Here is a 12025-nt window from a genome sequence, read left to right as displayed (position 1 = left end):
AGAGGAAATGGCCATGGCTCAACGAACCTATTCCGCTCCCCACGGGGGCGCACCCGCACAGACGCAGCTCCTGACAGACCGCGCGGTGTTTACCGAAGCCTATGCCTTGATCCCGAAGGGAGTGATGATGGATATCGTCACGAGCCTCCTTCCATTCTGGGACGACACCCGGCTTTGGGTGCTTTCGCGTCCGCTCTCCGGCTTTGCCGAGACATTCTCGCAATATATCATGGAAGTAGCGCCCGGCGGCGGCAGCGAGCGGCCCGAACTCGACGCTGGCGCCGAGGGCGTGCTTTTTATTCTCGAAGGCGAACTGAGCGTCACGCTCGATGGCAAGATGCAGGTGGTGCAGCCGGGCGGCTTTGCTTTCATCCCGCCGGCAAGCAACTGGAAAGTTCGCAACGAGAGCAGCGCCCCGGTCCGCTTTCAGTGGATCCGCAAGGCTTACGAAGCCGTCGAAGGTATCGACATGCCGGAAGCCTTTTTCGCGAATGAAGCGGATATTGCGCCGGCTCCGATGGCGGGCACAGAGGGCAAGTGGGCGACGACGCGTTTTGTCGATCCGTCGGATCTGCGTCACGACATGCACGTGACGATCGTGACTTTCGAGCCTGGCGCCGTCATTCCCTTTGCCGAAACCCACGTCATGGAACATGGCCTCTACGTGCTCGAGGGCAAGGCAGTCTACCGGCTCAACCAGGATTGGGTTGAAGTGGAGGCGGGCGATTTCATGTGGCTCCGCGCCTTCTGTCCGCAGGCGTGCTATGCCGGCGGTCCGGGCAAATTCCGCTATCTGCTCTATAAGGATGTCAACCGCCACATGAAGCTCAGCCTGACGCCGCGGCGCTAGGCTCGGTTTTTAGTTTGTATCTTCGAGCGACTTCGGCGTCTCGAACCGCTTGAGTTCGCCGCGGTCGGTATCAACAGCTGTCCAGTCCTTGGCATTGAAATCGATCACGGCAATGCCGGCGGTCGGGAATTTTTCGCGCAGCCGCGAAAGATCGGGTTCGGGCCCACCAGCGACGTGCTGACGTGCGAATTCTTCAAGGCCGGGATTGTGGCCGACGAGCATCAGGGTCGAGATGGTGGCGGGTGCCTGCCTGACAACGTCGAGGAGTGCGTTAATGGGGGCATCGTAAAGGCGCGGCTCTGCCCTCCAGTCGAATTTTGCTCCAAATTCGGCGGATGCCAGTTCAAAAGTCTGCATGGCTCGTCGCGCGGTGGAAACGAGGGTAAGATCGGGAAGCAGATCCTGACGCGCGAGGAACGCACCCATCAATGGCGCCGTACGCCGGCCCCGTTTGGCGAGCGGCCGTTCATGGTCCTCGACGCCGGCCGGCCATTCCGATTTTGCGTGCCGAAAGAGGATGAGCCTGCGCATCGAAGTCCTCGCATTTACGACGTTATCCGAAATTCCCCCGAGAGATTTTTCGGCTCCGCAATCTCGGACACGACATAATTTACCGACGCACCGGGCGGACCCTGCCAGAACCGATCGAGCATCGAGGATACCGCATTGTCCGGCCCCTCGATAAAGGCCAATACGCTCCCGTCCGGTTCGTTGCGGACCCAGCCCCCCAATCCGAGCTTTCGCGCTTCCATGCGCGTCCAGACGCGGTAGCTCACGCCCTGTACGCGGCCCGATATGCGAATAAGCTTCGCCTGATGCTCCTCCGGCATCGCGCCTCCCTGCCGATTATTCGGTGGCGGCCCCGAATGTTATCAGTCCGACCGCAAGTATAGCAAAGATGATGCCGAAGGATTGAACAATCGACAGCTTCTCGCCAAAGAAAACCAGCGCGATGAGATTAACCGCAATAAGCTGGATGACAGCCGAGAGGCTGAAAGCCGATGCCATGCCGAACTCGCGCACCAGGCGCAGCATGATGAGATTGCCGACGGAATAGAGAACAATGGTTAGAACCAGCTTCGCATTGCTCGGCGCCAGCGCCCATGCCTTTGCGCAGGTTGCGGCGAGCAGGAACGTGAATGTCGAAGCGGTGAGCTGCAAAAAGCCCGTCAAGGTCATGTCGATCTCCGGTCGATAGGTGCGTGTTACGTCTCGGTCAGTCTGCTGTTAAAGCGGTCAGATCGACATGTCGATGCTAATGGTGCGAGTTCTCGATTGCAATATTGTCGACAATCTGATTTTCTTGCTTCGGAACGAGGATCCATCCATGAGCGCTACGGATTTTGACCCCATTGTCGATACGACCCGCAGGGCCGAAATCGTCAGCCTGCTCAAACGGGCGATCCTTACCGGCAAGCTCGAACCTGGCCAGAAACTCAACGAACTGCGCATCTCCGAGCAGATGCGGGTGAGCCGCGCCCCCTTGCGCGAAGCCATGCGTGAGTTGGTCCAGGAGGGCATTCTTACCAGCATCCCCTATGCGGGCACATTTGTGATCGAAGTGACGGCGAAGGATATCGAAGATGCCTATTCGCTCAACCAGGTTCTCGACGAATTTGCCATCGAAAGAACGTGGCCGCTCCGCACCGAGGTTTTCTTTGCCGAACTTGACAGACGTCATGCTGCGGTGAAGCAGGCGACCCTCGACATCGACACGACCAGGCAGATCGAGACGGCGCTGCAACTGCATGGCCTGATCTATGAATGGGCCGATCACCCGCTCCTGCTGGATACGTGGCAGCGCCTCACCAGCCGCCTGCAGATGTATTTCGCCTTGCATCAACGGGCACGCAACGAACCGGTGCCCTCGCTCGACGTGCACGAGGAGTATGTCCGTCTTCTCAAAGGCAAGGACATGAAAGCGGCGCAGCGGCACGCCCGTGAGCACATCGCCCTCGATTTTGAGGAACTTGTTGCTTTCGCGCGCGGGCTTGAGGAGAGGCAGGCCGCCAAGAAGCCGGGGAGCCGCAAACGCCTCGACAATTGAGCGCGGACCGGAGGCGCTCTCCACACAAAAGAACACGGGAACGGTTATCGTGCAGATCAAGTCCATCAAAGCCTACAGTCTTATGCAGCCCTTCGTCGGCGGCCGCTACAATATGTCGAAGGGGCGTGGTGCGGACGGTTTCGATGCAGTCCTCGTGGCCATTACCTCAGACACCGGGGCGACCGGCTGGGGCGAAATGGCGCCGCTTGGAAACTTCTATTCGGCTGCCTTTGCCGCAGGCGCCAGGGCAGGGGTTCCGGAAATCGCACCACATCTGCTCGGCAGGGATCCTCGCGGGCTCGCGCAGATAAACCGCCTGATGGATACTGTCTTCAACGGCCACCCCTATATCAAGGCGGCCTTCGACATGGCCTGCTGCGACCTCACGGCCCGCGGCGCCGAAGTGCCGCTGGTGACGATGCTCGGCGGCCGCGAAAGCGATATGGCCGATCTCTACAAGGTCGTCACCCACGGCTCCGTCGACGCGATGGTTGGTCTTGCCAGGCGCATCGTCGGCGAAGGGTTTCATCGCCTGCAGGTCAAGGTCGGCGGCAAGGTCCACGACGATATCGAGCGGGTCACCGCCGTCGCTGCCGCGGTGCCGAAAGGTACCGTGATCTTCTGTGATGCCAATGGCGGTTGGACCGCTTATCAGGCACGCCAGTTCGCCGATGCGACACGCGCCATCGACTACACGATGGAGCAGCCGTGCCTCGCGATCGACGATTGCCTCTCCGTCCGCCGTTCGCTCGATAAGCCCATGGTGCTCGATGAATCGGTTACTTCGCTCGAACAGATGCTCGAAATTCATCGCAAGGGCGCGGCTGACGGACTGACCCTCAAGATCTCGCGGCTCGGCGGCGTGACCAAGACCCGCCAGATCCGCGACCTCGCGGTTGATCTCGGCTTCATGATCACCGTGGAAGACACGGGCGGCGCCGAGGTCGATACCGCTGCCATGGCCCACCTCTCGCTGTCGACGCCAGAAGAACGGCGCATGCATGCCATAGCCTTTCACGAATGGGTAACGGTTCGCACTGCGCGCAACGCGCCCCCCGTCGTTGGTAGCCGCATGGGCGTGCCGGACGGTCCGGGGCTCGGCATCGATGTTGATCCCGATCTCCTCGGCAAGCCGTTTCTCGAACTGAGCCACTGACAATGAAAATCCGCCGCATTACCGCAACCCCGATCAACCTGACGCTCGAAGCGCCCTATGTCTGGGTGTTCGGCGAACTCGATGGCTTTTCGCCAACCATCGTTGAAGTCGAAACCGATGATGGGATTATCGGGCTCGGCGAAGCGCCGAGTTCGGCCGTCGCCGCGATCATCAATGACACGCTGGCGCCTCGCCTGATCGGGCGCGATCCGATCGATATTGCCGGCGCCGAGAACGTTTGCCTCCCGTTCTGGACCGGCGTCCAGAGCATCAACGATCGCACGCGCATCCTCGCCTTTGGCGCAATCGAGATGGCGCTCTGGGACATACGTGGCAAGGCCTGGAACCAGCCGCTCTATCAATTGCTCGGCGGGGCGGTGCGCAAGGAGATACCTTTCACCGATTATTTCTCCCTGCGCGGCGATGGCGCGACCAAGATTGGCGAGAAGACACCGGAGGAAGTTGCCGACTATTGCGTCGAGCTCAACGAGCAGTTTGGGACCACATTTTTCGAGGGAAAGTTCTCGACCGAAGACCCGAAGGTCTCGCTGCGTATGCTGGAACTCATCCGCAAGAAGCTCGGCGACGACGTGATGCTGCGAATCGATTCCAACCAAGCTTATTCACTTGCAACTGCTCGGCAACTTGTGCGAGCCTTGGAACAACTGAACGTTCGCAACTGGGAAGATCCTGTCGCGACAATCGAGGAAATGCGTGAATTGCGTCGCCATTGTTCGATACCGTTCTCGACGCACAACATCGACATTGCCCGCGCCATGGAATTGCGGGTGCCGGACGCGATTGTCGGCAACCCCGCGACCCACGGCGGCATCGGCCGCCTCGTCCGCTTCATTGGCGCCTGCGAACACGCCGGCATCGATTTCTGGTGCTATAGCGGCGATTCGGGCGTCGGCAGCGCCGCTTACCTTCACCTCTGCGCGGCGCTCGGCTGGATAAGGGAGCCAAATCAGTCGCTTTTCCGAATGCAAACCACCGACGTCATCGAGGAAGGGCCGTTTTCACCGCGAAACAATGTCGTTCCAGTGCCAGAAGGGCCGGGACTGGGGGTTACACTCGATCGGGACCGCCTTGCTGCCTGCCACAGGGATTTTGCAGAGAACGGCCCGAAGAACAAGTATCACGACCCTGCGAAGCCCGGTACCTACCGGCGCTTGCCGCTGAACTGAAAGGAGAATTTTCGCTTGCTGCCTGACCCGGCGCCAAGACCGGGCATTACGCGATCGGAGGAAAAGGCATCTTAAGTTTGTCGGTCACGGACGATCCGGCAACTCGGCGACCAGGAGCGCTGCCTAACTCATCGTCCGGTTAAAACATGATCCAGGGGAAAGAGCAGAAGCCATGAAAAACTATAAGTTCCTCGATATGCTCCGGCGCGGCCGGACCGATCTCGAAAACCATCTCATCGACGGCCTGGTCGACGGCAGGGTAAGCCGCCGAGAATTCATTCGTCACGGCAGCCTGCTTGGCCTGTCCCTGCCTTTCCTCGGCAGCGTCGGATTTGCCGCTGGGATGGGCGGCATGCCCAGTCTTGCGCGCGCGCAAGGCACGGCCGGAGCGACGATCCGCGTTGCCAGCAGCGTGCCTGCCGCAGCCATCGAACCCGTCAGCGTCGCCGATGCCGGCGGCCTCCTCATGTTGCAGCAGTGCGGCGAGTTCCTGTGCCTCGATGGCCCGGATCTCGTCCTGAAGCCGATGCTGGCCGAGAGCTGGAAGCCCAATGACAAGGGTGATGTCTGGACCTTCAATCTGCGCAAGGGCGTCAAGTTCCACAGCGGCGGCGAGATGAAGGCCGACGACGTCGTGGCGAGTATCGATCGCCTCGCCGACCCGGCGAACTCGTCCAATGCGCTTTCGGTCTTTACCGGGTTCCTGCAGAAGGGTGCTACCAAGAAGATCGACGATTATACGGTCGAGTTCCATCTCGACGCGCCAAACGGCAACTTCCCCTACATGGTGTCGTCGGACAACTACAACGCGATCATCATTCCTGCCGATTACAAGGGTGATTTCGAGAAGAACTTCAACGGTACCGGGCCGTTCAAGCTGGAGAAGTACACGCCGAAGGTCGGCGCATCTTTTGTGCGCAATGAGGACTACTGGGGCGAAAAGGCACTCCCGGCACGGACGGAATTCACCTTCTTCGGTGATATCCAGCCGATGATCCTTGCGCTTCAGGGTCGTCAGGTGGACGTAATCAACCAGATGCCGGTGCTTGCCGGCGTCGCACTACTCACAGATCCGAACGTCGAAATCATCAGCCTGAAATCCGTGGCCCATCACCAGGTCCACATGCGCACGGACATGGACCCGTTCAAGGATCCCCGGGTGCGCCGCGCCGTAGCGCTCAGCATCGACCGCAACAAGCTGCAAAAGGGCCTGATGCGCGGTCGTGCCTCGCTTGGCAATGACAGCCCGTTTGCGCCGGCCTTTCCGTCAACGGATACGACGGTTGCGCAGCGCCAGCAGGATCTGAAGCAGGCCAAGGAACTGATGGAGGCGGCTGGGGCCGGCAAGGGCTTCAAGGTTACGCTAACCACCGAGCGCTATCTTGAGATTCCGGAATATGCCCAGCTCATCCAGAATGCGGTCAAGGAGATCGGCATCGACCTCCAGCTCAACATTCTCGATCAGGGCGCCTATTACGGCGATGCGGTGTTCGGCAAGTCCAACTGGCTCGATTCCGTCATGGGCATCACCGACTACGGCCATCGCGGCGTGCCGAACGTCTACCTCTCCGCGCCCTTGAAGAGCGAAGGAACGTGGAACTCGGCGCACTTCAAGAACAAGGACTACGATACGCTCGCTGCCGGATACATCGCTGCGCTCGACCTTGAGGCGCAGAAGGAGACGGCCGGCAAGATACAGCGGCTGCTGCTCGATGAAACGCCGGTCATCTTCGGCTATTTCTTCGACTACCTCACGGCGACGGCAAAGGGCGTTTCCGGCGTACAGCCGACGGCAATGTCGCAGAACTATCTCGACCGCGCCTCGAAGGCGTAAGGGAGGAACGGACATCCTGCAACAGCCAGCTCCGCGCAGGTGGAGCTGGCTAACATGGGAGCTAGAGCCATACTTTCCTTTCTGCTGAAGCGCATTGCCCTTTCGATCGTAACCCTGTTCCTGCTCAGTATCATGGTGTTCCTGGGAGGGCAGGTGCTGCCCGGGAATGTCGGGCGAGCCATATTGGGACCGCTCGCCGACCAGCGTGCCGTCGACGCGCTCAACCATTCGCTCGGCCTCGACCGGCCGCTGCTTGTACAATACTGGGACTGGATTTCCCATTTTGTTCAAGGCGATATGGGCACTTCCTATATTTTCCGGGCGCCTGTTGCGCCTTTCGTCATCGATGCCCTCGGCAATTCGATGAAGCTTGCGCTCGTTGCTTTCATCATGGTGGTGCCGCTCGGCATTCTCGGCGGCATCATCGCCGCGCTGAATGTCAATCGGCCCATCGACCGCATCATCAGCCTGGGGGGCCTTTCGGCAACCGTTCTGCCGGAATTCGTCACCGGCATCATCTTCATTCTACTCTTCGGCGTCTGGCTGAACTGGCTGCCCATCGCAGCCGTCTGGCCGCCGGGTTCGGGCGTCTTCACCCAAATCTACTATTTGATCCTTCCGGCATTGCCGCTTTTCCTCGTGCTCTTCGGCTACATCGCGCGCATGGCGCGATCAGGCATGATCGAGGCGCTCGATGCCGACTATACGCGCACCGCCGTCCTCAAGGGCCTGCCCTGGCATACGGTCATCTGGCGGCACGTGCTGCGCAATGCGCTGCTGCCGACGATCACGGTGATCGCCACCCAGACCGGCTACCTCATTGGCGGGCTCGTCGTGGTCGAGACTCTCTTCCGTTATCAGGGCATCGGCTCGCTGATCTTCACGGCCGCACGCGGCAAGGATTTCCCAGTGCTTGAAGCCGGCATCCTGACGATCGGCATCGTCTATGCGGTGGCGACGCTGATTGCCGATCTTCTCTATTCCGTCCTCAATCCACGCATCCGACTGGGGACCGATCAATGACGGCGACCGATATCAAACAGCCCGACCTGCCCGCACCGCCCATCAAGCGTAGTCCCGCAATGGAAGTGGTGGCGGCGCTCGGCCGCTCCGGTTCTTTCATCACGGGTCTTGTCATCGTTGTCTTCTGGGTCCTCTGTGCGCTCTTCGGCGAATATTTCACGCCGCACGATCCGCTGGCGGATGACATTATCAACGCGCTCATGCCGCCCTCCGCCGATAACTGGTTTGGCACCGACCAGCTCGGTCGCGATGTGTTCTCGCGCGTCATCGTCGGGTCGCGCGATATATTGACGGTTGCGCCGCTGGCGACGTTGCTGGCCACCATTGCCGGCACAACGCTCGGCCTGTTCACCGGCTATTTCCGCGGGCTTGTCGATGATGTGATCAGCCGCATCCTCGAGGCGTTCATGGCAATCCCGGTCGTGATCGTGGCACTGCTCGCCATCGTTGCGCTCGGAACGTCGAAGACCACGGTCATCATCGTCATCGGCCTGAGCTTTGCGCCGATCATCGCCCGCACCGTACGTTCGGCCGTCCTGTCGGAGCGCGAGCTCGACTATGTCGCGGCGGCGCAATTGCGCCGCGAGAGTGCGTTGCACACGATGTTCGTGGAAATTCTTCCCAATGTCATACCGCCAATCCTTGTTGAGACCACCGTGCGTCTTGGCTATGCCATCTTCGCGGTTGCGACGCTGAGCTTCATGGGCTTCGGCATCCAGCCGCCATCGCCGGACTGGGGTCTGAGCATTTCAAGCAATTACGGGATGATCGGCGGCGGCTTCTGGTGGACCGTGCTCTTCGATGCGTTCGCCATCGCCTCGCTGGTGATCGGCGTCAATCTTGTGGCCGACGGCGTGCAGGGGGCCTTGAATGACTGACTTATCGACACCCAATGCGCTCGAACTGCATCATCTCTCCGTCGCCTATCGGGTTGGCGGCCGCAACCGCGCTGTGCTGCGCGATCTGAGCCTTACCATTCGCCCGGGCGAAGCCTACGGCCTTGTCGGCGAATCCGGCTGCGGCAAATCGACGGTTGCCCTGTCTGTCGTGCGCTATCTTCCCCGCAACGGGGTCATCACAGCCGGCGAAATCGCCCTTGCCGGCCACAATGTCATGAAGCTCGATAACGAGTCGCTGCGCCGCATGCGTGCCGAAAGCGTATCGATGGTCTATCAGGATCCCGGCAAGGCGCTGAACCCGTCGATCCGCATCGGGCGGCAAATGACCGAGATTTTCGAGCTGCGCGGAATTTCCGGCCAGGCTGCGGTCGATCAGGCCATCTCCATGCTCAACCGCGTCCGTATCTCCGATCCGGTACGGGTCATGCAGCGCTATCCGCATCAGCTTTCCGGCGGCATGCAGCAGCGCGTCGGCATTGCCATGGCGCTCGCCAGCGATCCGACAATGCTGATCCTCGATGAGCCGACCACCGGCCTCGACGCGACAGTCGAGGCGGAGGTGCTCGACCTCATTGCCAAGCTCAGGCAGGAACTTTCGGCGTCGATCCTCTTCATCAGCCACAACCTCGCGGTGGTCTCGCGCATGTGCGACCGCGTCGGCGTTCTCTACGCCGGCATGCTTGTCGAGGAGGGGACGACCGCGGAAGTTTTCAACAATCCGCGCCATCCCTACACTGTGGCACTGTTGCGCTGCCTGCCGCGGGGCGGCCAGCGCAAGGACCAGATCAGGCTCGACACAATTCCAGGATTTCTACCGGCGCCCGGCGCAACGATCACCGGCTGTCCCTTTGCCGATCGCTGCGCCCTTGCCGACAGCCGGTGCCATAATGAACTGCCGCCGCTGCACGACCTCGGTGGCCGCCTTTCTCGGTGCCACTACTACGAACGCGCGCAGGACCTGCCGCGCACGACGCCGGGAAGCATTACAGCAGCGCCGGCGGCCCATGGCCGGGAGCCGGTCTTGCGCATCAAGGACCTCAACAAGACCTATGCTGCCCATGGCCACTCCTTGCGTGCGGTCAACGACGTTTCCCTTGATCTGATGCCGGGCCAGACCCTTGGCCTCGTCGGGGAATCGGGAAGCGGCAAGACAACCTTTGCCCGGCTCCTCCTAGGTCTCGTCCCGGCCGACTCCGGCGGCTCGATGCAACTCGATGGCCAGCCGCTTGCCTCGAAACTCGAAAGCCGCAGTGCCGATCAGGTCAAGGCGATGCAGATCGTTTTCCAGAATCCCGATTCAGCGCTCAATCGCGCGCATTCGATCCGCCACATCATGGGCCGTGCCTTGCAAACGCTGGCCGGCCTGAAAGGCGCGGCGCAACAAAAACGCCTCATCGAGCTGGTCCGCTCTGTCCGGCTGACAGAGCGTCATCTCAGCGTAAAGCCGCGCCAGCTTTCGGGTGGCCTTAAACAGCGTGTGGCAATCGCCCGCGCCTTCGCCGGCGATCCGCGCATCGTCGTGTGCGACGAGCCCACCTCGGCGCTCGACGTGTCGGTGCAGGCGGCGATCCTCAATCTCCTTGCCGATCTGCAGACAAAGGAGCATGTCAGCTACATCTTTATCTCGCACGATCTCGCCGTCGTTCGTTACCTGTCCGACCATATCGCGGTGCTCTATCTCGGGCGGATCATGGAGATCGGCCCGTCCGAACGCGTGTTCTCCGGGCCGCACCATCCCTATACCGAAGCGCTGCTTTCGGCCGTACCGAAGCTCGACGAGACCGAACCGAGCCGCGTCCGGCTCGACGGGGAAATTCCAAGCGCCGTCAATCCGCCTTCCGGGTGCGTTTTCCATACGCGCTGCCCGCGCAAGATCGGCGCGATCTGCGAGGAAAAGGAGCCGCCGCTCTTCGATTCCGAACCCGAACACAGGATCCGCTGCCACATTCCGTTCGAGGAATTGGCGCGGCTGCAAAAGAAGCAAGAGGTGATACCGGCATGAGCGACGAGAGGGTGATGACCTATGACGAAATCGAAACGCTCGCGGCGAGGGCCCTGATCGCCTCTGACGTTGCTCCGGAGAATGCGGCGGCGGTCGCAAAATCAATCGCGGCGGCGGAACGTGACGGACAGGCGATCGTCGGCCTCTCCTATCTTCCGACTTATTGCGACCATGCCGCCTGCAAGAAGGTGGACGGCCATGCGCAGCCGCGCCTCGAGCAACTGTCGCCTGTTGCGATTCGCGTTGACGCCGGCACCGGCTTTGCCCATCCGGCGATCGCGCTCGGACTACCGGCGCTCATCGATGCGGCCCGGCAATCGGGCATTGCGGCGCTGTCGGTCACAAATTCCTATGCCTGCGGGTCGCTCGGCTATTTTGTCGAGGATCTTGCAGCCGAGGGGCTCATTGCGCTGATGACGGCCAATGCCTCACCCTCGATTGCGCCCTTCGGCGGCAAGACGCCGTTCTTCGGCACCAATCCGCTCGCTTTTGCCGTCCCACGTGACGGGCATTCGCCGCTGGTCATCGACCAGTCATCGAGCGTCGTTGCCAGGGTGGCCGTCATCGACGCCTATAATCGCGGTGTGCCGCTGCCTGACGGCTGGGCTATCGATGCGCAGGGCGTGCCGACCAACGATGCCGCCGCTGCGATGGAGGGTAGTCTTCTGCCGATCGGAGGCTACAAGGGTTTCGGGCTTGCACTGATGGTCGATATTCTTGCTGCCGGTCTTGGCGGCGCGCACTGGTCCTATGAAGCGTCATCCTTTGGCGATTGCGAAGGTGGGCCGCCGCGCACGGGCCAGTTCATCATCGCCATTGATCCCGACATGTTTGCCGGGCCCGGCTTCGCCGGCCGGCTCGAGCAGATGCTGACGGCGGTCAAGGAAACGCCTGCCGTGCGGCTTCCGGGCGACCGGCGTCTCGAAGCACGCCGCCAGCATGCCAACGGTGTAGCGCTGGCGGCCGCCGTGGTGGCGACCGTCGAGCGCTATGCGCGCGACGGCTCGCCGATGCCGGCTAAATAGGC

At 61.1% G+C, this 12025-nt stretch carries 12 protein-coding genes; 9 read left to right on the top strand and 3 right to left on the bottom strand.

Going from position 1 to position 12025, the window contains the following annotated elements; all coding sequences use genetic code 11:
* Nucleotides 1-13: 13 nt before the first annotated feature.
* Complete coding sequence (locus GF108_RS11365; protein ID WP_153668016.1) at nucleotides 14-850, top strand: bifunctional allantoicase/(S)-ureidoglycine aminohydrolase; 837 nt, start codon at nucleotides 14-16, stop codon at nucleotides 848-850.
* A gap of 9 nt (nucleotides 851-859) precedes the next feature.
* Here GF108_RS11365 and GF108_RS11360 read toward each other — a convergent pair whose 3' ends face one another.
* From GF108_RS11360 to GF108_RS11350, 3 genes are read right to left on the bottom strand one after another with little or no spacing between them, the layout of a single operon-like run.
* A complete protein-coding gene (locus GF108_RS11360) occupies nucleotides 860-1381 on the bottom strand; it encodes a histidine phosphatase family protein (RefSeq protein ID WP_153668015.1) in 522 nt (173 codons plus the stop codon).
* Nucleotides 1382-1395: 14 nt separating this feature from the next.
* Nucleotides 1396-1680: an acylphosphatase gene (locus GF108_RS11355; RefSeq protein ID WP_153668014.1), complete on the bottom strand. Its 285-nt coding sequence runs from the start codon at nucleotides 1678-1680 to the stop codon at nucleotides 1396-1398.
* Between the two features lie 16 nt (nucleotides 1681-1696).
* On the bottom strand, nucleotides 1697-2029 hold the full coding sequence (locus GF108_RS11350) for a hypothetical protein (RefSeq protein WP_153668013.1): 333 nt from the start codon (nucleotides 2027-2029) through the stop codon (nucleotides 1697-1699).
* A gap of 148 nt (nucleotides 2030-2177) precedes the next feature.
* Here GF108_RS11350 and GF108_RS11345 point away from each other — a divergent pair, with 148 nt between their 5' ends.
* From GF108_RS11345 to GF108_RS11310, 8 genes are all read left to right on the top strand, one after another.
* Entirely contained in the window at nucleotides 2178-2897 is a 720-nt protein-coding gene (locus GF108_RS11345; protein WP_091950265.1) for a GntR family transcriptional regulator, read from the top strand.
* Nucleotides 2898-2946: 49 nt separating this feature from the next.
* On the top strand, nucleotides 2947-4053 hold the full coding sequence (locus tag GF108_RS11340; protein WP_370462133.1) for a mandelate racemase/muconate lactonizing enzyme family protein: 1107 nt from the start codon (nucleotides 2947-2949) through the stop codon (nucleotides 4051-4053).
* A 2-nt stretch (nucleotides 4054-4055) separates the two neighbouring features.
* A complete protein-coding gene (locus GF108_RS11335) occupies nucleotides 4056-5240 on the top strand; it encodes a mandelate racemase/muconate lactonizing enzyme family protein (RefSeq protein ID WP_153668012.1) in 1185 nt (394 codons plus the stop codon).
* Between the two features lie 172 nt (nucleotides 5241-5412).
* A complete protein-coding gene (locus GF108_RS11330; protein WP_153668011.1) occupies nucleotides 5413-7074 on the top strand; it encodes an ABC transporter substrate-binding protein in 1662 nt (553 codons plus the stop codon).
* A 54-nt stretch (nucleotides 7075-7128) separates the two neighbouring features.
* Nucleotides 7129-8097, top strand: coding sequence for an ABC transporter permease (locus tag GF108_RS11325; RefSeq protein ID WP_153668010.1), 969 nt, complete (start codon nucleotides 7129-7131; stop codon nucleotides 8095-8097).
* Nucleotides 8094-8975, top strand: a complete 882-nt coding sequence (locus GF108_RS11320; protein WP_091949861.1) for an ABC transporter permease — start codon at nucleotides 8094-8096, stop codon at nucleotides 8973-8975. Before GF108_RS11325 ends, GF108_RS11320 begins: the two co-directional genes overlap by 4 nt.
* A complete protein-coding gene (locus GF108_RS11315) occupies nucleotides 8968-10998 on the top strand; it encodes an ABC transporter ATP-binding protein (RefSeq protein WP_153668009.1) in 2031 nt (676 codons plus the stop codon). Before GF108_RS11320 ends, GF108_RS11315 begins: the two co-directional genes overlap by 8 nt.
* Nucleotides 10995-12023: an Ldh family oxidoreductase gene (locus tag GF108_RS11310; RefSeq protein ID WP_153668008.1), complete on the top strand. Its 1029-nt coding sequence runs from the start codon at nucleotides 10995-10997 to the stop codon at nucleotides 12021-12023. The genes GF108_RS11315 and GF108_RS11310 overlap by 4 nt, the downstream gene beginning before the upstream one ends.
* The last annotated feature ends 2 nt before the right edge of the window (nucleotides 12024-12025 follow it).

The organism is Phyllobacterium sp. SYP-B3895 (assembly GCF_009647635.1).
Taxonomy (GTDB): domain Bacteria; phylum Pseudomonadota; class Alphaproteobacteria; order Rhizobiales; family Rhizobiaceae; genus Phyllobacterium; species Phyllobacterium pellucidum.
Note: the sequence above shows the minus strand (reverse complement) of the source record. Positions and strands in the feature narration are given on the sequence as shown.